The following is a 22,312-nucleotide window of genomic DNA, read 5'->3' as shown; positions in this document are numbered from 1 at the left end:
GTCACGAGTCCGGCCTGTCGGATAAATCAGGTGGCCGGCCCCCCGGATCCGGGGGCAGGATCGGGATCATGGCATCCCCGCACCTCACCACTCCGATCACCTCCGACCTGCTGCGCGGCGCGCTCGACCTGGAACAGACCGCCGACGGGGTGCTGCCGCACCGGCTGCCCGCGTGGGCCCGGGCGCAGAACATCGACCCGCAGCTGACGACGGCGGAGGCGATGCCCTCGGGCGTACGGCTGGTGTTCCGCACCCGCGCCACGACCGTCGAGCTGGACGTGCTGCCGATGAAGATGGTCTACCGGGGCACCGGGCCACGTCCGGACGGCCGCTACGACCTGGTCGTGGACGGCCGCCTCGCCGGTCAGGCCACCGCCGGTGGCGGCAAGGTGCTCACCATCGACCTGGCCACCGGCACGTCCGGCATCGAGCCCGGGCCGGTCGGCACGGTGCGCTTCACCGACCTGCCCGCCACCGACAAGGAGGTGGTGATCTGGCTGCCGCAGCGGGAGATCACCGAGCTGGTGGCGCTGCGCACGGACGCGCCGGTCGAGCCGGCCGACACGGGTGACCGCCGGGTGTGGCTGCACCACGGCAGCTCGATCAGCCACGGCTCGGACGCGGAGAGCCCCACCGGCACCTGGCCGGCGGTGGCCGCCACGCTGGCCGGCGTGGAGCTGGTCAACCTGGGGTTCAGCGGCAGCGCGCTGCTCGATCCGTTCACCGCCCGCGCGATGCGCGACACCCCGGCCGACCTGATCAGCGTCAAGATCGGCATCAACGTGGTGAACGCCGACCTGATGCGGCTGCGCGCGTTCGGCCCGGCCGTGCACGGCTTCCTGGACACCATCCGGGAGGGGCACCCGCACACGCCGCTGCTTGTCGTGTCGTCGATCCTGTGCCCGATCCAGGAGGACACGCCCGGCCCGGGCGCTGTCGAGTTCGTCGACGGGAAGGTGCGGTTCCGGGCCACCGGCGACCCGGCCGAGGTGGCATCCGGCCGGCTCACGCTGCGCGTCATCCGCGCCGAGCTGGCCCGGATCGTGGCGTTCCGGGCCGGCGCGGACCCGAACCTGCATTACCTCGACGGGCTGGAGCTGTACGGCGAGGCCGACTACGCGGAGCTGCCGCTGCCCGACGAGCTGCACCCCGACCCGGCCGCCGACCGCCGCATCGGCGAGCGGTTCGCCGCGCTGGCGTTCGGACCGAAGGGACCGTTCGCCGCCGCGCAGTGACGGACACCCGCCCACGGCGCGGTGTGACCCAGGTCACGCCGCGCCGTGATCCGTCGGAGGGGCCGTGAACGACCATCTAGGCGTGGGAGGAAGCAAACAGGACGAGGAGCGGCTGCTGCGGCGGGTCGCGCGCGGCGACCTCGGCGCGTTCGACGAGCTGTACCGGCGTACGTCGCCGTGGCTCGCGATCCGGCTACGGCGGCGCTGCGCGGACGACGGCATCGTCGCCGAGGTCCTCCAGGACACGTACCTCACCGTGTGGCGGGCCGCCGGCTCGTTCTCCGGCATCCGGCGCTCCGGTGGATCGGACGCGCCGGGCGGTTCGGCCGCCGGCTGGATCTGGACCATCGCGGCCCGGCGCCTGGTCGACGCGCTGCGCCGCCGCGCCCGCGTCCAGGAGGTGCCCACCGACGTGCTTCCGGTACGCAGCGCGCCGGCCGCCGAGGACGAGGCGCTCGCCGGGTCGTTCGGCTCGGAGGTAGGAGCCGCGCTGGACGCGCTGGCCCCGGAACTGCGGGCGGTGCTCGCCGCGATGGTCCTGGACGGACTGACCGTCCGGGAGACATCGGTCCTGCTGGGGGTGCCGGAGGGCACCGTGAAGAGCCGGGCGCGGCGTGCCCGCAACGCGCTACGGGAGGCACTGGCATGACCGCTCACGTTCCCCCGCCGGCACTGGTCGCGTACGCGGCGGGCAGCCCCGACGACGCCGCCGCCTGGACGATCGAGGTGCACCTGGAGGGCTGCGCCGAGTGCCGCGACCGGCTCGGCGAGCTGGCCGCGCCGCCGCTGCGGGCGCTGCTCGGCGACGCCCGGGAGGCGATCCTGGCACAGGCCCGCACCGGGCCGCGACCGGTGCCCCGGCGACCGCTGCGACGGTGGTGGCTGCGCTGGACCGACTGGTCGCTGCTGGCCTGGGCGGCGATGACGTGCACGGCGATCCTCGCCGCGGTGCTGCTGGACCGCAACTACCCCGAGCAGCCCTCGACGGTGCTGCTGCTCGCGCCGGTCGCGCCGCTGGCCGGGCTCGCGGTGGCCTGGTCCCGACGCGCCAATCCGAACTGGGAGGTGGTCGCCGGCACCGCCCGCGCCGGGCTGGAACTGCTGCTGCGCCGTACCCTCGCGGTTCTGCTCCTGGTCGCGCCCGTGCTCGCGGTGGCCGGGCTGGCGGTCGGCCGCAACCCCGCGCTGTGGCTGCTGCCCTGCCTGACGTTCACCGCGGCGACGCTGCTGCTCGGCAGCCGCGTCGGGGTGCCGCTGGCCGCCGCGCTCCTCGGGGGCGGCTGGCTCGCAGCGGTCGCGGCCATGTCGTTCACCGGCGCCGCCGACGCGGCCCGCGCCGCCGCCACGACCGAGGCCCTGCTCCGGCCCGCGACCATGCCCGCCTGGGCGGCGGCCGCCGTCGTGCTCACCGTGCTGACCACGCTGCGCGCCGAACACCTGCGGCGGCCCGCCGGCTGACGCCGGCCCCCCGGAACCACGCCACGGCGCCCCGCCGGCGCCGCGGACGACCCTGCCCCGAGAAGGAGACGACATTGGTACGCGCAGTGAGCGCCGACGAGGTGGCGCCGACCCGGCACGCCTGGCGGATCGAGGCGGTGGGACTGTCGGTGAAGGCCGGACGGCACCTGGCCGTCGACAACCTCGGCCTGACGCTCGGCACCGGTGTGCACGGGCTGCTCGGCCCCAACGGCGCCGGCAAGAGCACCCTGATGCGCGCGCTCGCCACAGTGGTCAAACCGCACGGCGGCACGCTGCGGCTGCTCGGCGCGGACGCCGCCACAACCCGTGAGCTGCGGCCGATGCGCCGCCGGCTCGGCTACCTGCCGCAGCAGTTCGGCTACTACCCCCGGTTCACCGTCCGGGAGTACGTCGAGTACGTGGCCTGGCTGCGGGAGATGCCGGCCTCGGCGGTGCCGGGCGCGACCCAGCGGGCCATCGACCGGGTACGCCTCACCGACCGGGCCGACGCCAAGCTCAAGTCGCTGTCCGGCGGCATGCTGCGCCGGGCCGGCATCGCCCAGGCGATCGTGAACGAACCGGACCTGCTGCTGCTCGACGAACCGACAGTCGGCCTGGACCCGGAACAGCGGGTCGAGTTCCGTGAGCTGATCCGCGAACTCGGCGCGGACGCCTGCGTGCTGGTCTCCACCCACCTGGTGGAGGACGTGGTCGCGGCCTGCTCCGACGTCATCCTGATGGACCAGGGCACCCGCGTGTTCCAGGGCCTGCCCGCCGACCTGATCCGCCACGGCGAGACCGGCGGCGTCGGCGACAGCGCCGCCGAGCGCGGCTACTCGTACCTCCTCAAGCAGCACCGGAGCGCCTGATGATCCGACAGGTACGCGTCGAACTGCGCCGCTCCAACGCGCCGACCATGGCGGTCCTGCTCCTGATCATCGGGATCCTCGGCGCCGCCAGCATGTACAGCTTCTGGCAGGGACAGTGGCTGCGGTTGGGCTACGTCCACTCCTCCGGCATGTTCCTCCTGATGCCCCTGTCGCTGGCCGGTGGCGCGGTACTGGGCCGCCGGGACCGGCGTACCCGCGCCGACGAGCTGATGAACAGCACCGGCCGGCCCCGCTGGCAGCGCGCGCTGCCCGCGATGACCGCGCTCGGCGTCGCCGTCGCGGCCGCGCACCTGCTCGTGCTCGCCGGCGCCGGCGCGGTGGTCGCCTTCGACGGCGCCTACCTCGGCGTACGCGGACTCGCCGGGCCCCTGACCGACGTGCTGGTGCTGGTGGGCGCGGCCTGGGTGGGGGTGGCCGTCGGCCGGCTGTGGTCCTCGCCGCTGCTGCCGCCGCTGCTGGCCGCCGCCGGCCTGGTCGCGCAGGAGGGCACCGCCATGCTCGGCGGTCCGGGCAGCACCAGCCGGCTGTCGAACGCCTCCCTGATGATCTCCTGGCCGCCGGACACGCCGTGGGAGACGCTGTCCGACCGGCTGCTGCTCAGCCGCCTCGCGCTGGGCGTCGGGCTGGTCCTCGCCGGGCTGCTGCTGGCGGCGGGCCGGTCGTGGCCGGTCCGGGCCGGGGCGCTCGCGAGCCTCGCCGGGGGCGTGGCGGGTCTCCTGCTGATCGGCGTGCCCGGCCCGACCGGGATCTGGCAGCTCGATCCGGACGCACGCCGCTTCGTCTGCGCCGACGGCACGCCGCAGGTGTGCGTCACCGCCGTCAACGCGCACCTGCTGCCCGAGATCACTCCCGAGGCCCGCCGAGGGCTCAAGGCGCTGGCAAAGCTGCCGGACGCGCCGGCCCGCGCGGTGGAAGTGCGGCTGGACACCGTCGGCAGCAACGACAGCGAGCAGTGGCACCGGCCCAAGCCGGCACCCGGCACCGTGCAGTTCCTCCTGGAGGTCGACCCGGACACCGGCCGGGCCGCCGACGTGGCAGAGCGCATCGCCCTGGGCGGCGGCACCATGTGGTACGGCTGCGGGCGCAGCGGCGACGACATCGCCCCGGCGATCGCCGCGGCCTGGCTGCTCGACGCCGAGACGGTGCGGCTGTGGGACTCCTGGACCGGATACCGGTACGCCGACGAGAAGCAGGAGGAGATCCGGGACGGGGTGCGGCAGCTGCGCGCGCTGCCCGAGCCGGAGCAGCTGCGGCGCATCACCGCGCTGCGGGACGCCGCCGCGCGCTGCGAGCCGGACCTGATGCCGGCGCTCACCGGACGGGCCGCGCCGTGACCCGCTGGCTGCCGCTGTACGTGCGGTCCCGCCGGCTACCCGCCGCCCTGGCCGGATCCGCTATCGCCGTCGCCGTGATGGCCGTCGCCTGGTCCGGCTTCACCGAACGCCCCGAGGTGCCCGCCGGCCTCGCCGTGCTCACCACCGCGCTGGCGGTGGCGCCGCTCGGGCCGACGCTCGCAGGCACCGATCCGGCGCTGGAGCGCACCGCCGCGTGGCAGTGGGCGCCGCGCCGGGCCGGGCACCTGCTCGGGTACGGCGTGGTGGTGGTCGGTCTGCTGGCCGCCGCCCGCGTTCTCGGCGCCGACTTCGGGCCGCTGGACGTGCTGGCCCGCAACACGGCCGGGCTGATCGGGCTGGTCGGCCTCGGCGCGGCGCTGGCCGGCGCCCGGGCCGCCTGGCAGGCGCCGACCGCCTGGGCCGCCATGGCGTCCTTCATGGCCGCGCCGGGCGGGCCGGAATGGCGGCAGGCGGCGCTGTGGATGGCGCAGGAGCCGGGCAACCGGATCGCCGCGGTCACCGCCACGACGTTCCTCCTCGGCGGCGTCGTCGCGTACGCGCTGCGGGTGGGCCCACAGGTGGCGGCGGCCGAGGCGGCGCTGGAACAGTGACGTGCCGGGCCTCGTCGCACGCCTACCGCGCGGCGAGGCCCGGCCGCTGTCAGGTCAGCGGCACCCAGGCCAGGCTGGTCATGCCAGCCAGGGCGGTCGCCTTGAGACCGGCGTCGGAGAGCGTCCAGAGCACACCGTCGATCATCAGTGAGCGGCGGATCGGCGTCCGCTCGCCGCCGTCGGCCAGGCTCCCCGGATGGTCCACCGCGCCGGCCACTGTGAATCCCTTGTCGCCGACCCGCAGCGCCAGCACGCCGCCGGACGGCGGGCGCTTCGTGCCGTCGGGCCCATCGGTGTCCACGCCCGACTGCATCACCGGGATCACCACCAGCCGCTCCGGCGGCCAGTAGAGGAACGCGTGCGGGTCGTGCTCCGCCTCCGACCAGCCACGGGCGACGTGGTGCTGGGCGATCCGGGTGGGCCGGGCCGGGTCGGCGACGTCGAACAGCGACACCTGGGTGCCGGTCACCTGACCCTGGCCGGTCGCGTCCTGGCCGACGCCGATCAGGCGGCCGTCGCCGGCCGGGTGCAGGTACGCCGAGTACCCGTTGATCTTCAGCTCGCCGGTCACCCGGGGCGCGGCCGGGTCGCGCAGGTCCACGCCGTACAGCGGGTCGGTCTGCCGGAACGTGACCACGTATCCGGTGCCGCCGACGAACCGCACCGCGAAGATCCGCTCGCCCTTGCCGAGGCCGGTGACCGCGCCGACCCGCTTGAGCGTGGGACCGTCGGCGCGCAGCACGTAGACGCCGGACTGGGAGGACCTCTCCCGCCTCCACGTGTCGCCGGTGGTGGTGGCGACCCGCAGGTGACCGTCCCACTCGGACAGCGCGTACTGGTTGATCAGCCAGCCGGGCACCGACCCGGCGGCGACGAAGCGCGGCGTGCCCGCGGCGGTGTCGAACTGATAGATCTCGGTGCTGACGTCGCGCGCCTCCGGTGACGCGGCGCGCCACGTCCGCCAGCGCTGGTCGGCGGCGACGTAGAGGCGTCGACCGTTGCTGTACACGGTGTCGCCGTCCGCGAACACGGTGACCGGGTCACCGGCGCCGAGCGCGGGCGCGCCCAGGTCGAAGCTGAGCACGGTGAGCGTCGAGGCGGCGGAGAAGCCGGCCGGCCGGCTCACCCGGTCGCAGCCGACCCGACCGCTGCCGACAGTGCGGACGCTGTCGCGGACCTCGTACCGGGGCAGCCAGTCGTCGAGCGTGGCCTTGTCGATTACCCCGCGGTTCGCGGCGATCCGCTGCGCGTCGGTACGCTCCCCCGGCTGCTGCGGAAACTCGAGCCGGTGACCGGAACTGATCACGATGCGGGCGGTCGCGCCGACCTGCCGTGCGTCGACCATCCGGCCGTCGATCCGGTACTCGCCGACGACGCGCGGCGCTGCGGCGAGGTCGACCAGGACCAGCCGGGTCTGCCCGACCACGCCGGGTGCGGGACGCCGACCGGGCACCGTGGACTCGGGGACCCTTCCGGCGCGCAGCAGCACGAGCGCGCGGTCCCCGTGCAGCAGCAGGCTGCCCTCCTGCCCGGAGAACCGGTCGGCGGCCGGATCGAGCGCCAGCCGGCCGGTCTGCCGGCGGGTCGCCGGGTCGACGACCGTCAGCACGCCCCGGCCGTACGTGACGATACGTCGGCCGTCGGTCTTGACCAGGTCCGGCTCGTCCACGCCGGCCTCGTGCACGTTCGTCCCGGAGAAGTCCGGAGCGGACGCCGGCCCGGCCGCCTTCTGGGCACCGCTGTCGGCCCCGGCCTCCGCGCCGAACCGGAGCAGGTCGCGGCCCGGCCCGAGACCCCACGGTCCCACCGCCGCCCGAGCGGCCGCCCGGATCTGCCGTAGCGCCTCGTCGCAGGAGTCGAACGCGACGAGCCGGAACCCACCGGCCGGAACGGGCCGGCCGGTGGGCGGCGGATCGGCCGAGGGTGACGCGGTGCAGCCACCGAGGGCCAGCGCGGCGGCCAGCGTCCATCCGATCGTCCGGAATCTGCGAAAGGTCATGGGCCGTCAGACGTGGCCGCGGCGAGCACGGTTCCCGGCCGAACGCGCTCAGCCGCCGGCCATCGCGCCGAGCACGATGAACGGCTCCTTGCCCTTGACGACCTCCTCGGGCAGCGGATCGTCCGGCGACTCGTTCGACAGGTCCAGCTCACAGGCGTAGAAGCGGACGAACGGCCGGCGCTTCCCGCTGTGCCGGTCGCGGATCGTGCCGAGCAGCATCGGGTACGCGGCCTCCAGCGCGTCGAGCACCTCCCGCTGGGTCGGCGGCCCGGCCACCTCGACGCGTACCTCGCCGGTGACGTGCGCCAGGTTCTTCAGGTGCGCCGGCAGCACCACCCGGATCACGGCAGCACCTGGACCTCGACCGAGAGCACGGCCGGCAGGTCGCGCACGATCGGCGCCCAGGTGTCGCCGCCGTCGGCCGAGTGATAGACCTGACCGCCGGTGGTGCCGAAGTAGATCCCGCAGGGGTCGAGCGTGTCGACGGCCATCGCGTCGCGCAGCACGTTGACGTAGCAGTGCGACTGCGGCAGCCCTTCGGTCAGCGGCTCCCAGTGTTCACCGCCGGTACGGCTGCGGTAGACGCGCAGCTTGCCCTCCGGCGGGTAGTGCAGCGAGTCGCTGGTGATCGGCACCACGTAGACCGTCTCCGGCTCGTGCGCGTGCACCGCGATCGGGAAGCCGAAGTCCGTCGGCAGGTCGCCGCTGATCTCCCGCCAGTTGCCGCCGGCGTCGTCGGTGCGCATGACGTCCCAGTGCTTCTGCATGAACAGCGTGTCCGGCCGGGACGGGTGCTGGGCGAGGCGGTGCACGCAGTGCCCCACCTCGGAGTCGGTGTCGGGGATCTCGCCGGAACGAAGTCCCTTGTTGATCGGCAGCCAGCTCGCGCCGCCGTCGTCGCTGCGGAACGCGCCCGCCGCCGAGATCGCGACGTAGATCCGGTCCCGGTCGGCCGCGTCGAGGATGATCGTGTGCAGGCACATCCCGCCCGCGCCGGGCTGCCAGGACGGGCCGGTCGGGTGCTGCCGCAGCGCGGTCAGCTCGGACCACTTCTGGCCGCCGTCGGTGGACAGGTAGAGCGCGGCGTCCTCACCGCCCGCGTACACGGTGTCGGGGTCGTGGCGGGACGGCTCCAGGTGCCAGATCCGCTTGAACTCCCACGGGCGCGGGGTGCCGTCGTACCAGAGGTGCTGCCCGACCTCGCCGCTGTAGGCGAAGTCGTTGCCGACTGTCGTCCAGTTCCGGCCGCCGTCGTCCGAACGCTGGATCAGCTGCCCGAACCAGCCGCCGGACTGGGACGCGTAGAGCCGGTCCGGTTCGACGGGTGAACCTGTGAGGTGGTAGATCTCCCATCCGCCGAAGTGAGGTCCGTCGACCGTCCAGTCGTCGCGCTTGCCGTCCGACGTCAGAATGAACGCGCCCTTGCGCGTGCCGACAAGTACCCGTACGCCGCTCATGTCTCGTCCTCCATCCAGGTGTCTTCCCTGCACTGACCGCGGGCTTCGCCGAAACTCATCGTCGTGGTACTCCCAGGCTTGACATTTCTCCGCCGGACGCGCGGCGGCCGGGCGCCACGCCGGTACGGCGGGAATGTCGGGGGCTGCGGCTAGCGTGCGGGCATGACCGGTCCCGGAGACGTTCCGCCCGAGCACCTCGACCGCCTGCGCCCGGTCTGCCTCGGCCTGCCCGACGCCTACGAGGAGCCGGCCTGGGTGGGTGTGCGGTGGCGCGTGCGCGGCCGCACGTTCGCCCACGTGCTCACCGTCGACCCCGGCCACCAGGCCGCGTACGCGCGGGCGGCGGCGACCGACGAGCCGGTGTGCGTGATGACGTTCCGCTCCCCCGGCGACGAGATCGCCGGGCTGCTCGCGGCCGGGCCGCACTTCTTCAAGCCGGACTGGGCCGCCGACGTGGTCGGCCTGCGGCTCGACGCGGACACGGACTGGACCGAGGTCGCCGAGCTGCTCATCGAGAGCTACTGCGTGCTGGCCCCGAAGAAGCTCGTGGCGCTGGTCGACCGGCCCGGTTGAGTCAGCCGAGCTTCTTGCGCAGCGTCTCGAACGCCAGGTCCGGCCGCAGCGGCACGCCGAAGCGCTCGTCGCCGTACGGGAACGGGCTCAGCTCGCCGGTGCGGACGTAGCCGCGCCGCTCGTACCAGGCGATCAGGTCGTCGCGCTGGACGATCACGGTCATCCGCATCTCACCGGCGTGCCACTGCTGCGTCGCGTACCGCTCGGCCTCGGCCAGTAGCTCCCGGCCCAGGCCGCCGCCCTGCCGGCCGGGGGCCACCGCGAACATCCCGAAGTAGACGTGGTCGTCGCGGCGTTCCAGCTGGCAGCAGGCGAGCAGGTCACCGTCCTGCTCGGCGACCAGCACCACGCCGTCCGGGGCGGTGACCGCCGAGGCGACCATGTCTGGGTCGGTGCGCTGCCCGGCCAGCAGGTCCGCCTCGTGGGTCCAGCCCTGCCGGCTGCGCTCACCCCGGTACGCCGACTCGATCAGGTCGACGAGGGCGGCCACGTCGCCGGGGCGGGCGACCCGGACGGTACGGGATGCGGGGCTGGTCATGGCGGTTCTCCACGGTCGCGGCTGCGTACCTGGTCAGCGTACGCACGCGGGCGTTGCGGGCGGCGGCCGGGACCACGGGGCGGGACGGCTGGTGGTTCACTGCCCGGCATGGAGACGACGATCGGCACGGCGGGCCTGCCCGCGGTCCTCGACCTGCCGGCCGCGCCGGTACGGGGAGGCCTGGTGGTGCTGCACGGCTCGCACGCCGGGCAGCGTTCCCACTTCCTGTACGCGCACCTGGCCCGGCTGCTGCCCAGGGCCGGGATCGCGGTGCTGCGCTACGACCGCCGCCCCCGCGTCGACGGGCACGACGTGCCGCTGGCCGACCAGGCCGAGGACGCGGTCGCCGCGCTCACCGAGCTGCGCCGGCACGTCGGGGCGGTCCCGGTCGGGTTGTGGGGGTTCAGCCAGGGCGCGTGGGCGGCGGCGCTGACCGCCACCCGGCACCCGGTCGACTTCCTGGTCCTGGTCGGGTGCAGCGGGGTGAGCCCCGCGAGGCAGATGCGCTACGGCACCGCTGAGCAGTTGCGCCGGCACGGGTACGGGCCGGCCGACGTGGTGGAGCTGACCCGGCTGCGCGCGCTCGCCGAGGACTACCTGCGCGGCGACGTGCCACGCGCGGTGGCGCAGGCGGAGCTGGACGTCGCCGTGCGCCACCCCTGGTTCCCACTGGCGTCCCTGCCCGAGGAACTGCCCGCCACGCCCGGCACGTGGACCGACATGGACTACGACCCGGAGCCGGTGCTGACGCGGCTGACCTGCCCGGTGCTGCTCTGCTGGGGCGAGACGGACGCCTGGATCCCGATCGAGGACAGCCTCGCGGTGTGGCGGCGGGCGGCCCGCGACGCCGAGCTGACGGTGGCCCGGCTGGCGGGCTGCGACCACGCGCCCACGCTCGGCGAGGGTGAGGACCTGGACAGTGTCAGCCCGCAGTACGAGCGGGTGCTGTTGGGCTGGCTGGACCGCCTGCTGCCGCCGGCCGGCTGAGCGGGCTGCCGGTTCCGCCTCCAATTCTCCGCGCGCCGCGCCGCCGCCGACGGCTAGCCTGCCGGGCATGGATGCCGCGCTGCCCACCTTCGAGTTCGCCTTCCCCGGCCCGCTGCGCGACCAGCTCGTCGCCGCCGTGCTCGACGGGAGCAAGACCACCACTACCGCGCTGGTCCAGGACTACGAGATCGACGGCGAGCCGCTGCCGGCCGTCGGTACCCGCTCGGCGGTGATCGACTCCGACCGCCGGCCCGTGGCGGTGATCGAGCTGGTCGAGGTCCGCGTCGCCCGCCTCGGCGACGTCGATCTCGACCACGCGCGGGACGAGGGCGAGGGCTACGAGTCGGTCGCCGCCTGGCGGGCCGGCCACGAGCGGTTCTGGCACGGCGAGGACTACCGCGGCTGGCTCGGCGACCCCACGTTCACCGTCGACGACGACACCATGGCCGTGCTGGAACGCTTCCGCCTGGTCGAGACGCTCTGACCGCGCGCCCGGCTCAGGGGGCGGCGAGCCAGGCGCGCAGCTGGTCGCCGTGCTCGTCCAGCTCCGGGGGCGGCAGCTCGTAGCGCGGCGGGGTGCCGGACAGGCCGATCGGGTTGCGGATCCCCGGCACGCCGCCGGTCGTCACCACCGGCTCCAGGCCCAGCCCCTGCGCCAGCGCCACCCCCTCGGCCACCGAGTTGATCGGGCTGCACGGCACGCCCGCCGCGCGCAGCTCGCCGAACCACTCCGCGCTGCCGCGCCGGGACAGCGCCGCCACCAGCAGCGGCCGCAGCTCGTCGCGGTGCGCGACGCGGTCGGCGTTGCGCCGGAACCGCGCGTCGCCGGCCAGTTCCGGCACGCCCAGCACCCGGCAGAGGGTACGGAACTGCGCGTCGTTGCCGGCGATCACCACCAGTTCGCCGTCGGCGGTGGGCAGCGGCTCGTACGGCACGATGCTCGGATGCGCGTTGCCCATCCGGTGCGGCTGCGCGGCCCCGGCCACGTGCGCGCTGGTGTGGTTGACCAGCCCGGACAGCGCCGAGGAGAGCAGGTCCACCGTGACGTGCTGCCCGCGCCCGGTCGACTCGCGGTGCCGCAGCGCGGCCAGGATCCCGACCGCCGCGTGCAGCCCGGCGATCACGTCGAACACCGCGACACCGGCCTTGTAGGGCGGGCCGTCCGCGTCCCCGGTGAGGCTCATCAACCCGGCGGCGGCCTGCACCATCAGGTCGTACCCGGGCAGGTCGGCGCCCCCGGCAGCGCCGAAACCGCTGATCGAGGCGTACACCAGGCGGGCGTTGCGGGCGGTGACCGTGTCGTGGTCGAGGCCGAAGCGGCGCAGCGCGCCCGGACGGAAGTTCTGGATCAGCACGTCCGCCCGGTCGGCCAGCCGGTGCGCCAGCGTCAGGTCGCCGGGGTCGGTCAGGTCGAGCACCAGTGAGCGCTTGTTGCGGTTGACCGCCAGGTAGTAGGTGGAGACGTCGTCACGGACCGGGGGCCGCCAGCCACGTGTGTCGTCGCCGCCCGGCGACTCCACCTTGACCACGTCCGCGCCGAGGTCCGCCAGGAGCATCGTCGCGTACGGCCCGGCGAGGATCCGGGAGAAGTCGGCGACCAGCACCCCGTGCAACGGACCCGACATGCCGACCCCTCTCTCGCCGCCGACCACGATGACACATTCCTGACGGCCCACCCGGCCGGGGTGGGCCGTCCGGCTACGGTCACGTCAGGGACGTACCGGAAAGGGGTGCCCGTGCCGCTGCTCAGCCGGCTCGCCGAAGCCACCGACGAGCGCCCGGGCGCGATCCGGGTGCAGGACCGCTCGCTGTCCTGGGTGGAGCTGCGCCGGGCGGCCACCGCGGTCGCCGACGACCTGCGCGGCGCGGCCCGGGTGGCGGTGCCCGCGACGGCGAGCCTGGAGACGGTGGTCGGCGTGGTCGGCGGGCTGCTCGCCGGTGCGGCGGTGGTGCCGGTGCCGCCCGACGCCGGACCGATGGAACGCGACCACATCCTGCGTGACTCCGGCGCGGAGGTGCTGCTGGCGGCGCCGGGCACACGGAAAGCCCATTCGCCGCCGCTCGTGCCGCTGGACCTGGCTCGGCGCTCGGACACCAGCCATCCCGAGCCCGACCCGGCGGCGACCGCGCTGATCCTCTACACCAGCGGCACCACCGGCGCGCCCAAGGGCGCGATGCTGTCCCGCCGCGCGGTCGCCGCCTGCCTGGACGGGCTCGCCGACGCCTGGGCGTGGACGCCGGACGACGTGCTGGTCCACGGGCTGCCGCTGTTCCACGTGCACGGGCTGGTGCTGGGCGTGCTCGGCCCGCTGCGCGTCGGCAGCCGCCTGCGCCACGTCGGCCGTCCCCACCCCGAGCGGTACGCGGCGGCGGGCGGCTCGCTGTACTTCGGCGTACCCACGATCTGGTCGCGGATCGCGGCGCAACCCGCGGCGGCGCGGGCGCTGCGCGGCGCCCGGCTGCTCGTGTCCGGCAGCGCGGCGCTGCCCGATCCGGTCTTCGCGGCGCTGGCCGGGCTGACCGGGCACCGGCCGCTGGAGCGGTACGGCATGACCGAGACGCTCGTGACGGTGAGCGCCCGCGCGGACGGTCCCCGGCGGCCCGGCACGGTGGGTGTGCCGCTGCCCGGCGTGCACACGCGGGTGCGGGACGAGCACGGCGACCCGCTGCCGGCGGACGGCGCGGCCATGGGTGAGCTGCAGGTACGCGGCGGCACGCTGTTCGACGGTTACCTGAACCGGCCGGACGCCGACGCAGCCGGTCGCACCGCCGACGGCTGGTTCCGCACCGGCGACGTCGCCACGGTCGACCCGGACGGCGTCCACCGCATCGTCGGCCGGGCCGCCACCGACCTGATCAAAAGCGGCGGGTACCGGATCGGGGCCGGCGAGGTGGAGGACGCGCTGCTGGCCCACCCGGGTGTGCGGGAGGCGGCGGTGGTCGGCACGCCCCACCCCGACCTGGGGCAGCAGGTGACCGCGTACGTGGTCGGCGACGGCGTGGCCGAGGCCGAGCTGATCGACTTCGTGGCGCGGCACCTGTCCGCGCACAAGCGCCCCCGGCAGGTACGGCTGGTCGGCGCGCTGCCCCGCAACGCGATGGGCAAGGTGCAGAAGACCCTGCTGACCGAGGCGTGAGCGGCCCTCTCAGCGGGCCGCTGCCGCGCGGCGGACCTGACGGCGGGCCTCGTCCGCCGGCACGCCTGTGGCACGCAGCAGGTCGTTGGCGACGGTCCGCAACTGCGAGACCACGATGGTGCCGGAGAAGCCGATCTCCTGCCGGCACGCCTCGCCCGCGTCGCGGACCGCGCGCAGCACCCGCTCCCGGGCGGCGACCGGCTCCTCGGCGGCCAGGAACGCCCGGTGCAGCAGCCGGATCGCCTCGCTGAAGTGCTCCAGCGCGGCGGGCAGGTGCGGCGGCACCGGCTCCCGGTCCCGTAACGCGGTGCCGATGCGGCGCACCATGCCCCGGCTGTTGCGGAACGCCCGGTCCAGGTGCTCGGCGCCGTGCCGATACGCGGCCAGGGCGCGTCGTCGCCGCCAGCGCACCGGGGAGAACCGGACCACCTCGTCGGCGGCGCCGACCATCTCGTCGATCCGGTCCAGTTCCGTCTCGGCGGCGCGCATCCGGGCCAGCACCTCGTCGGCCGCGCACACGTCGGCGTGTGCAAGCGCCTCCGCCGACGCGGTCATCTGACTGGCGAACGTGTCGAGCGCCGGGTCTGCCACGCGGCGGACCGCGCGCAGCGGGTTCAGCGGCGCGATCACCAGCACCACGAGCAGGCCGACGGCGCCGCCGACGAGCGCGTTGAGGGTCCGGGGCAGCTCCAGGTCGGGCGACACCGGGGTCAGCGTGGCGACCAGCACCGCCGTACCGCCGGCCTGGGTGACGAGCGCGCCGGTACCGCGTACGAGCACCGCCGCGGAGACCGCCAGGAACACGATCACGCCGGTCTGCCACGGCCCGGTGCCGAACAGATGCACCAGCAGGTCACCGACGACGATGCCGAGGACCACCCCGACCACCAGCTCCACGGTCCGCCGGGTGCGGTTGCCGAGCGAGGCGGCGATGACGCTGACCGCCGCGGCCGGCGCGAACGTCGGGTCGGGGTTGCCGAGCACCTCGCGGGCCACCGTCCAGGCCAGCGTGGCCGCGAGGCCGGCCTGGACCGCCACGATGAAGTACGTGCCCAGTCGCCGGCGGCTGGACCGCCCGGCGTCGCGTACCCGGTCGACGGCATCCCGCATGCGGCCGGGTACCCGCGGTCGCCCGCCCGAACCTCACCCGGGGTACGCCATCGTGCCGGTCAGCGCCACCACGCCGGGCAGCCGGGTGTCCTGGCGCAGGAACTGCACCACCACCGGGACCGGGGAACGCAGCACGCAGCCGTACGGGCGGTCCAGTCGCACCGCCTCCGGGTCGATCAGGTCGTTCACCCGTACGTGCCGGATCCGGCGGGCGCCGACCAGTAGCCGGTACGGTCCGACCGGTTCGACGTCCTGGTAGTAGAAGTCCAGCTCCAGCTCGGCGTCCTCGTCGGCGGCGTTGAGCACGCAGAGCTGGTCGAAGGCGGTGAACGCCGGTTCCGGGCCGTGCGCGGGGAACGGCACGTGCCCGCCCGGCACCACCCAGACCCGGGCGCCGACCGGCGCGCTCACGACTCCTCCAGCAGCCGGGCCAGGTCCGGGGTGAGGAACACCCCGTCCGGGTCGAGCCGGCGGCGCACCGCCTGGAAGTCGTCCCAGCGGGGATAGAGGGGACGCAGCTCCCGCGCGCCGAGCCAGTGCTTCTTGCCCCAGTGCGGGCGTCCGCCGTAGTGCCGGAACACCGCCTCCATGTCCCGGAAGTACTCGTCGTACGGCAGCGAGGTGTTCTGCAGGCAGGCGATCGTGGTGGTGGGGCGGCCGTAGGCGTTGCTGAGCCAGATGTCGTCGGCGGCGATGGTGCGGACCAGGACCCGCCAGGCGGCCACCCGGCGGTGCCGGTCGCGCACCCGGCGGCGCACCTCGGCGAAGCAGGCCGGGAACGCCTCCGACGGCAGCATGTACTCGATCTCCTCGAAGCGCAGCTCCCGGTGCCGGGGAATGGTGCGGTGGGTGGGCCCGACCTGGCTCTGCCGCGGCTCGCCGTCCGGCAGCCGGGGCTGTGCCCGGTCCGGCGCGGCGTCCGTGTCGGTGCGGTTGATCACCCGGATCTGCGTCTGGTCGCTGCGCGGGTACCAGTAGAAGTCCATGTTGCGGTTGGTGTGCTGCAGCACGGCGAGGTGGTCCAGGGTCCAGTCCAGGTGCGCGCACCAGGAGCGGCGGTGCAGTTGGTAGGTCGGCTGCACGTCGAGCGTGACCTGGGTGACCACGCCGAGCGCGCCGAGGGAGAGGCGCACCGCCGGCAGCAGCTCCGGGTTGCGCCGCGCGTCGACGTCCAGCACGTCGCCGGTGCCGGTGACCAGGCGCACGCCGGTGACCTGGGTGCTCAGGTTCCCAAATCCGATGCCGGTGCCGTGGGTGCCGGTGGCGGTCGCCCCAGCGATCGACTGGTAGTCGACGTCGCCCAGGTTGTCCATGGCCAGCCCGGCGTCGTAGAGCCCTTCGCCCAGCGCCCGCAGCTTCGTGCCGGCCCACGCGGTCGCGACCCGCCCGTCGTCGGAGATCACCCCGGCCATCCGGTCCAGGCTCAGCAGGATCCCGTCGGTACGCACCAGCGGGCTGGACGAGTGCCCCGAGCCGACCGGCCGGACGGTCGCGCGCGTGGCCCGGGCACGGCGCACCAGGTCGCACACCTCGGCCTCGTCGGCCGGCTCGGCCCGGTCCGCCGGTGTAAAGCGGAGACTGCCGGACCAGTTCACGAACTCGCGTGTCACAGCGGCCCCTCCCCGGCCCGCTTACCCGTGCCCGCGCCGGGTAGTCACCGCCGTGTCCGAGCCGCCGCTGTCGTTCCCGCCGATCGACGCGTACGCGTTCCTGTCCGACACGCACACCACGGCGCTCGTCGCACCGGACGGGGCGGTCGAGTGGTTCTGCGTACCGGACGCGGCGGGCGACGCGGTCGCGGCCCGGCTGCTCGACCGGGACACCGGCGGCCGGTTCACGCTCACCGTCGCCGGCTGCCCGGCGCCGCGGCGCCGCTACCGGCCGGACACGCTGGTGCTGGAGAACGACTGGGCCGCCCCGTCCGGCGCGGCGGCCGGCGAGGACCTGCTCGCGGTCCGGCCCGGCGCCGCCGACCGGCCGATCCACGCCGAGCGGGCGCTGGTGCGCCGGCTGCGAATCACCGACGGTGTGCTGCGGGTCCGCGCCGAGCTGACGCCCCGGCCCGGGTACGGGGCACGCCCGGTGCGCTGGCGGCGCGACGGTAACGGCTGGCACGCCGACGGCACGCCGCTGCGGCTGCGCACCGACCTGCCGGTCACCGTCGAGGACGGCACGCTCGTCGCCGAGGCGGAGCTGCGCGCCGGGCAGGACGCGACGCTGCTTCTCGGGTACGCCGACCCGGTGCCCGCCCTCGCCGACGCCGAGGAGCTGACCGAGCGGACCGCCGACAGCTGGCGGGCGTGGTCGGCGCGCGGCGACTACACGGGCTTCGCGGCCGGCGCGGTCCGGCACAGCGCCCTGGTGCTGCGCGGCCTGTCCTACGACGAGACCGGCGCGCTGCTGGCCGCCCCGACCACATCGCTGCCCGAGGAGATCGGCGGGGTCCGCAACTGGGACTACCGCTTCACCTGGCACCGGGACGCGGCGCTGCTGCTGCTCGCGCTGTTCCGCCTGGGCCACGCCGAGGAGGGCCGCCGCTATCTGCGGTTCCTGCTCGGCATCTGCGCGCGGCAGCATCCGCTCGCGCCGCTCGTCGGCATCCACGGCCACGCCACCGAGGAGCGTGAGCTGCCGCACCTGTCCGGCTACGCCGGCTCGGCGCCGGTGCGGGTCGGCAACGAGGCGGCGAACCAGATCCAGTTCGACACGTACGGGCACATCCTCGACGCGGCGCTTGCCTACCAGCTGCTCACCGGCGAGCTGACCGGCCCGCAGTGGGCGCTGCTGCGGCGGCACGTCGAGACCATGGCGGAGCGCTGGCGGGAACCGGACCACGGGGTGTGGGAGATCCGCGGCCCGTGCCGGCACTACGTCTACTCGAAGGTGATGACCTGGGTCTGCCTGGACCGGGGCATCCGCCTCGCCGGGCTGCTCGGCGACGGCGCCGCGCCGGTGGACCGGTGGCGCCGGGAACGTGACGCGCTGCACGCCGAGGTGCTCGACCGCGGGTACGACGAGCGCGCCGGCAGTTTCGTCATGGCGTACGGCGGGACCGAGCCGGACGCCTCGCTGCTGCGGATGCCGCTCGTCGGGTTCCTGCCCGGCGACGACGCCCGGGTGGTCGCCACCGTCGAACGGATCCGCGCCGACCTCGCCGTCGCGCCCGACCTGATCCGGCGCTACCGGGCCGACGACGGGCTGCCCGGCACCGAGGGGGCGTTCCTGCTCTGCTCCTTCGAGCTGGTCTCGGCGCTGGTACTGGCCGGCCGGCACGGCGAGGCGCGGGACATCTTCGACCGGCTGGCCGGCCGGGCCGGGCCGCTCGGCCTGCATCCGGAGGAACGCGCGCCCGACGGCACGGCGCTGGGCAACTTCCCGCAAGCGTTCACCCATCTGGCACTGATCGAGGCTGCGCTGAACCTGGACTCGGCGGGCGACCGGGACGCGCTGCACGCGTGGGCGGAACGGTCAGCGGCCGCGGCGGCGTGACCGGCACCCCGCCGGGAACCAGCGCGCCGGTCCGGACGACTATCCCTGTATGGCGTGTGAGCAGTGGCGGGAAATCCTGTCGGCACAGCTGGACGGTGAGGCGTCCCGCTCGGAGATCGAGGCGGCCGAGGCGCACCTGACCGGCTGCGCCGGCTGCCGGGGCTGGTTCGACTCGGCCGCGGCGGTCACCCGGCGGGCCCGTACGCAGCTCGCCCCGCGCGTACCCGACCTGGTCGACGCGGTGCTCGCCGCCGCGCCGCCGCCCCGGCCGAGCCGCCGCCAGCGGATCGCGCTCGGACTGCGCGGGGCGCTCGGGTTGCTCGGCGCGGTGCAGCTCGTGCTCGGCCTGGCCCAGATCGGCCGGGAGGCGGTCGTCGCGCACGCCCACACCTCCGGCCAGCACCTGTGGCACGAGTCGGCGGCGTGGAACGTAGCAGTCGGCGCCGGGTTCCTCTACGTGGCGGCACGCCGGACCACGCCGTCCGGCCTGCTGCCGATGCTCAGCGCGTTCGTCGCCACGCTGGTGCTGCTGTCGGTGAACGACCTGATCACCGGTCAGGTCGCGATGACCCGGCTGGTCAGCCACGGCTTCCTGCTGGTCGGCTGGGCCGTGATGCTGGTGCTGTCCCGGCCGGGCTGGCGCCCCGGCGACACGCCGCCCGGGCGGGGCCGGTCGAGCGGATCGCGGTGGGCGCTGCGCACCGAGGAACCGGCCGCGCCGGCGCCGCTGCGGCTGGTGCAGCCGGGCCCGTACCCCGCACAGGCCCGCAACCGGCGCGCGGCCTGAACCGCCGGACGGCCGGGGCCCGCGGGTGTCAGCGGGCCCGGCGGTCACGGACGTCGCCGGACCAGGCGGCGGCCAGGTCCTCCCGGGCGCGGGCGACCCGGGACCGGATCGTGCCGACCGGGCAGCCGCACACCTCGGCGGCCTCGGCGTAGGACAGGCCCAGCACCTGGGTGGCCACGAACGCCTCCCGGCGGTCCGGGGCGAGCGCCGCGATGAGCCCGCGCAACACCACCCCGTCGTCCCCGCCGCGGGTCACCGCCCCGGCCGCCTCGGCGGCGGCCTGCCAGTCCGCCAGCGCGGCCGTCCGGGGCCGCGCGGTCGCCGCCCGCACGTGGTCCACCGCGACCCGGCGGGCGATGGTGAAGACCCAGGTACGCGCCGACGACCGGCCCGCGAAGCCGGGCAGGCTGCGCAGCGCGCGCAGGAACGTCTCCTGGGCCAGGTCGTCGGCCTCGGCCGGACCGGCCAGGTGGGCGAGGAACCGCCACACCGGCGCCTGGAGGGCACGGACGAACGCGGCAGCGGCCAGCCGGTCACCACGGGCGGCGCTCCGGGCCCACCCGGTCACCTGCTCGTCGTCGGCGTCCGGGCTCATCCTCGGCCGGCCCGCGGGCCCGACATCGTCATGCCCGACGGTACGGATCCGCTGCCCGCTCGGTTCATCCCTGGCGTCCCTCCTGCCACCGGGCCTGACTGTCGGCGACCTCCGGTTGGTCGGCCGGCGGGCGGGAAAAGTTCCCGAACCGGGTCAGTCGTCGTCGACGGAGATGGTGACCGGCCCGACCCGCAGGACGCCGTCGGTGAGCGGCGCGCAGCGCACGCCGCCCCGGCGGCGCATCGCCTTCCAGGTGCCGGGCGCGACCACCACGTCGAGCCAGGCGCACGGCGGCGCGGCCCGGTGCACCCGCAGGCGGACCGGACCGTCGCCGGAGTCGAGCGTGAGCACCCGGCCGACCAGCTCGTCCACCGGGATGCCGTCGGTCAGCACGTTACGTCGCAACTGGGTGAGGTCCGCCCCGGGCGGCAGCGACTCCCGCGCGATCAGCGTGACGCTCGCCTGGCGGTGCGCCGGGCGGCCGAAGTAGCGGTCACCGACGATGCCGAGACCGGCGCGCACCTCCACCCGCTCGACCAGTTCACCCGGCGGCGCGGGGGCGGGCCCGTCCGCGGGGCGGCCCACGTACCGGTGCACGGGCGAGGCCAGCAACTGGACGATCCGCGGCATGCCCCGAAGTGTAATCGCGGGCATACCACCGCCAAACCGGACGATAGCCGCGCTCACGTATCCGCGGCTTACGCAGGGCGTTGTACCAGGTGTGACGGCGAGGCGACCCGACGCGATCGGGGCTCATCCCCGACGGCGGCTGTCCTGGGCGCGGCGCGAGAACGAGCGCCGGCGCCAGGCGTACGAGACGGCGGCGCGGGCCTGGCGGCGGCGCGCGGAGCACCTCGACCGGCTGCGGATCGAGGCGGCCGGCTTCCACGGGTGCGTCCTGACGGGCACCCCGCTACCGGTGCCACTGGACGACGGTGAGGTCGTCTACCGCATCCTGCCCACCGTCGACCTCGTCGAGGCCACAGCCCGGCACCTACCCGGACTGCCGGTGCCGGACGGCACGCTCGCCGGATGTCTCGACCCGGCCGAGGGCCCGCTACCGGCCGGGCTGCGCGTGATCGCCAGCGGCGCCGCCGTGGTGACCGACCGGCGGGTCGCCTTCACCGGGCCCGGCGTCGGCCGGGAGTGGCCCCTGCGGACTCTGCGCGGACTCGGGCACCACCCCGGCCGTCCGGTCACCCTGCTGCACGGCACGGACGGCGGCGCACCGGCGGGTCTGCGCGTGCCGGCGCCGGGCGCGGCGAACGCCCGGTTCTACCTCACCCTGGCCCACGCCGACGCCACCGGTACGCGCACCGTGGTGGTGGAGGACGTCGAGGCGCTGTGGTCCGCCCACCGGGCCGCCCGGCCCCGCCCACCCCGGCCACTCGGGCCGTGGGACGCCCCCGCCGAACGGGCGCTCCCCCAGCGGCTGGCCGCGGCGGGCGTCGCAGCGATGGCCGTACTGCTGGGCGTCACCTCCGCCGGCACCTGGACCGCGACCGCCGGGCAGACCGACCCGGCAGCCCGAACCGCGACCCACCCGGCGACCGCACCCCCACCGGCCGTTTCGTCAGTGCCGCCCGTGGCGACCCCGGTCAACCCGTCGTCTCCCCCTGCGTCCCGGCCGCCCCGGCCCGCGCCGCGACCTCCGGCCGCCGGTTCGGGTGATCGGGTCCCCACCACCGCGCCACCTGCCGCCGGATCCCCGTCGACGCGCGTGAGCGGCCGTACGCCCGTGATCGTCGAATCGTCCGGCCCACCCGCCGCCGGTCCGGCGACGCCGGCGCCGAGCGTGAGCCCGACGGCTGATCCGGTTCCGACCGGCGAGCCCGATCCGACAGCGGAGCCGAGCCCGTCCGCCGCATCCGCCGAGCCGAGCGTCCTGGACCTGGTGGGCCTGCACCTCGGCCTGGCCGTCGGTTCCGGCGCAACAGCCCAGCAAGACGCAACCCTCCCCTGACCCCGCCCCACGCTCGCCGCTCTCCCACTTCCCCGCCGTCCCGCCCTCGCGGTCACCCCGCCTCACCCTCGCCGTCGATCTTGCACTTCGCGCCCCGCAGATGCCGGATTAATCCCGCTTTAGGCGGGCCGCAAGTGCAAGATCGCGGG

Annotated in this window: 23 protein-coding genes; 13 read left to right on the top strand and 10 right to left on the bottom strand. The window is 75.2% G+C overall.

Annotated features, from left to right (window positions below):
• Positions 1–68: 68 nt before the first annotated feature.
• From J3R08_RS15750 to J3R08_RS15725, 6 genes are all read left to right on the top strand, one after another.
• Positions 69–1,235 (top strand): SGNH/GDSL hydrolase family protein, encoded by a 1,167-nt coding sequence (locus J3R08_RS15750; RefSeq protein WP_209961755.1) that lies wholly within the window; start codon positions 69–71, stop codon positions 1,233–1,235.
• A 64-nt stretch (positions 1,236–1,299) separates the two neighbouring features.
• Positions 1,300–1,884, top strand: coding sequence for an RNA polymerase sigma factor (locus tag J3R08_RS15745; RefSeq protein ID WP_209961753.1), 585 nt, complete (start codon positions 1,300–1,302; stop codon positions 1,882–1,884).
• Entirely contained in the window at positions 1,881–2,693 is an 813-nt protein-coding gene (locus tag J3R08_RS15740; protein WP_209961750.1) for a zf-HC2 domain-containing protein, read from the top strand. Before J3R08_RS15745 ends, J3R08_RS15740 begins: the two co-directional genes overlap by 4 nt.
• A gap of 74 nt (positions 2,694–2,767) precedes the next feature.
• Positions 2,768–3,562, top strand: coding sequence for an ABC transporter ATP-binding protein (locus J3R08_RS15735; RefSeq protein WP_209961748.1), 795 nt, complete (start codon positions 2,768–2,770; stop codon positions 3,560–3,562).
• Positions 3,562–4,917 (top strand): hypothetical protein, encoded by a 1,356-nt coding sequence (locus tag J3R08_RS15730; protein WP_209961746.1) that lies wholly within the window; start codon positions 3,562–3,564, stop codon positions 4,915–4,917. Before J3R08_RS15735 ends, J3R08_RS15730 begins: the two co-directional genes overlap by 1 nt.
• Complete coding sequence (locus J3R08_RS15725) at positions 4,914–5,528, top strand: hypothetical protein (protein WP_209961743.1); 615 nt, start codon at positions 4,914–4,916, stop codon at positions 5,526–5,528. The genes J3R08_RS15730 and J3R08_RS15725 overlap by 4 nt, the downstream gene beginning before the upstream one ends.
• A 49-nt stretch (positions 5,529–5,577) precedes the next feature.
• On the opposite strand, the gene J3R08_RS15720 is transcribed toward J3R08_RS15725, so the two are convergent.
• The 3 genes from J3R08_RS15720 to J3R08_RS15710 are packed head-to-tail and all read right to left on the bottom strand — an operon-like array spanning position 5,578 to position 8,984.
• Entirely contained in the window at positions 5,578–7,527 is a 1,950-nt protein-coding gene (locus J3R08_RS15720) for a beta-propeller domain-containing protein (RefSeq protein ID WP_245254743.1), read from the bottom strand.
• A gap of 48 nt (positions 7,528–7,575) precedes the next feature.
• Positions 7,576–7,872 (bottom strand): MoaD/ThiS family protein, encoded by a 297-nt coding sequence (locus tag J3R08_RS15715; protein WP_064446057.1) that lies wholly within the window; start codon positions 7,870–7,872, stop codon positions 7,576–7,578.
• Positions 7,869–8,984 (bottom strand): sialidase family protein, encoded by a 1,116-nt coding sequence (locus tag J3R08_RS15710; protein ID WP_043324247.1) that lies wholly within the window; start codon positions 8,982–8,984, stop codon positions 7,869–7,871. The genes J3R08_RS15715 and J3R08_RS15710 overlap by 4 nt, the downstream gene beginning before the upstream one ends.
• A 162-nt stretch (positions 8,985–9,146) precedes the next feature.
• On the opposite strand from J3R08_RS15710, the gene J3R08_RS15705 reads away from it, so the two are divergent.
• Positions 9,147–9,557 carry an MmcQ/YjbR family DNA-binding protein gene (locus J3R08_RS15705; RefSeq protein ID WP_064446058.1) on the top strand — a complete coding sequence of 137 codons (411 nt, stop codon included), beginning with the start codon at positions 9,147–9,149 and terminating at the stop codon, positions 9,555–9,557.
• Position 9,558: 1 nt separating this feature from the next.
• Here the strand turns inward: J3R08_RS15705 and J3R08_RS15700 are convergent, their stop codons facing one another.
• Positions 9,559–10,095: a GNAT family N-acetyltransferase gene (locus J3R08_RS15700; protein WP_064446059.1), complete on the bottom strand. Its 537-nt coding sequence runs from the start codon at positions 10,093–10,095 to the stop codon at positions 9,559–9,561.
• Positions 10,096–10,203: 108 nt separating this feature from the next.
• On the opposite strand from J3R08_RS15700, the gene J3R08_RS15695 reads away from it, so the two are divergent.
• Positions 10,204–11,082 (top strand): S9 family peptidase, encoded by an 879-nt coding sequence (locus tag J3R08_RS15695; protein ID WP_209961741.1) that lies wholly within the window; start codon positions 10,204–10,206, stop codon positions 11,080–11,082.
• Positions 11,083–11,149: 67 nt separating this feature from the next.
• Positions 11,150–11,566, top strand: coding sequence for an ASCH domain-containing protein (locus J3R08_RS15690; RefSeq protein ID WP_069089757.1), 417 nt, complete (start codon positions 11,150–11,152; stop codon positions 11,564–11,566).
• A 13-nt stretch (positions 11,567–11,579) separates the two neighbouring features.
• On the opposite strand, the gene J3R08_RS15685 is transcribed toward J3R08_RS15690, so the two are convergent.
• A complete protein-coding gene (locus J3R08_RS15685) occupies positions 11,580–12,707 on the bottom strand; it encodes a CaiB/BaiF CoA-transferase family protein (RefSeq protein ID WP_209961739.1) in 1,128 nt (375 codons plus the stop codon).
• 111 nt (positions 12,708–12,818) lie between these two features.
• Here J3R08_RS15685 and J3R08_RS15680 point away from each other — a divergent pair, with 111 nt between their 5' ends.
• On the top strand, positions 12,819–14,219 hold the full coding sequence (locus tag J3R08_RS15680; protein WP_069089759.1) for an acyl-CoA synthetase: 1,401 nt from the start codon (positions 12,819–12,821) through the stop codon (positions 14,217–14,219).
• 9 nt (positions 14,220–14,228) lie between these two features.
• Here the strand turns inward: J3R08_RS15680 and J3R08_RS15675 are convergent, their stop codons facing one another.
• The 3 genes from J3R08_RS15675 to J3R08_RS32730 are packed head-to-tail and all read right to left on the bottom strand — an operon-like array spanning position 14,229 to position 16,939.
• A complete protein-coding gene (locus J3R08_RS15675; RefSeq protein WP_209961737.1) occupies positions 14,229–15,329 on the bottom strand; it encodes an aromatic acid exporter family protein in 1,101 nt (366 codons plus the stop codon).
• 33 nt (positions 15,330–15,362) lie between these two features.
• A complete protein-coding gene (locus J3R08_RS15670; protein WP_030502308.1) occupies positions 15,363–15,740 on the bottom strand; it encodes a sensory rhodopsin transducer in 378 nt (125 codons plus the stop codon).
• Positions 15,737–16,939 carry a D-arabinono-1,4-lactone oxidase gene (locus J3R08_RS32730; RefSeq protein ID WP_030502307.1) on the bottom strand — a complete coding sequence of 401 codons (1,203 nt, stop codon included), beginning with the start codon at positions 16,937–16,939 and terminating at the stop codon, positions 15,737–15,739. Before J3R08_RS32730 ends, J3R08_RS15670 begins: the two co-directional genes overlap by 4 nt.
• 52 nt (positions 16,940–16,991) lie before the next feature.
• Between J3R08_RS32730 and J3R08_RS15660 the strand changes: the two genes are divergently transcribed.
• On the top strand, positions 16,992–18,818 hold the full coding sequence (locus J3R08_RS15660) for a glycoside hydrolase family 15 protein (RefSeq protein WP_197494852.1): 1,827 nt from the start codon (positions 16,992–16,994) through the stop codon (positions 18,816–18,818).
• Between the two features lie 49 nt (positions 18,819–18,867).
• Positions 18,868–19,605: a zf-HC2 domain-containing protein gene (locus J3R08_RS15655; RefSeq protein WP_043324265.1), complete on the top strand. Its 738-nt coding sequence runs from the start codon at positions 18,868–18,870 to the stop codon at positions 19,603–19,605.
• A 28-nt stretch (positions 19,606–19,633) separates the two neighbouring features.
• On the opposite strand, the gene J3R08_RS15650 is transcribed toward J3R08_RS15655, so the two are convergent.
• Both J3R08_RS15650 and J3R08_RS15645 read right to left on the bottom strand, forming a co-directional pair.
• Positions 19,634–20,200 carry a sigma-70 family RNA polymerase sigma factor gene (locus J3R08_RS15650; RefSeq protein ID WP_043324268.1) on the bottom strand — a complete coding sequence of 189 codons (567 nt, stop codon included), beginning with the start codon at positions 20,198–20,200 and terminating at the stop codon, positions 19,634–19,636.
• A 153-nt stretch (positions 20,201–20,353) separates the two neighbouring features.
• Positions 20,354–20,830 (bottom strand): molybdenum cofactor biosysynthesis protein, encoded by a 477-nt coding sequence (locus J3R08_RS15645; protein WP_209961735.1) that lies wholly within the window; start codon positions 20,828–20,830, stop codon positions 20,354–20,356.
• Positions 20,831–20,921: 91 nt separating this feature from the next.
• Here J3R08_RS15645 and J3R08_RS15640 point away from each other — a divergent pair, with 91 nt between their 5' ends.
• The gene (locus tag J3R08_RS15640; RefSeq protein WP_280841774.1) at positions 20,922–22,163 is read left to right on the top strand and encodes a hypothetical protein; all 1,242 of its coding nucleotides are present in this window, start codon (positions 20,922–20,924) and stop codon (positions 22,161–22,163) included.
• Positions 22,164–22,312: the final 149 nt, after the last annotated feature.

This window comes from Micromonospora sp. HB375 (genome assembly GCF_017872985.1).
Classification (GTDB): Bacteria; Actinomycetota; Actinomycetes; order Mycobacteriales; family Micromonosporaceae; genus Micromonospora; species Micromonospora chalcea.
This window is presented reverse-complemented; position numbering and strand designations above follow the sequence as displayed.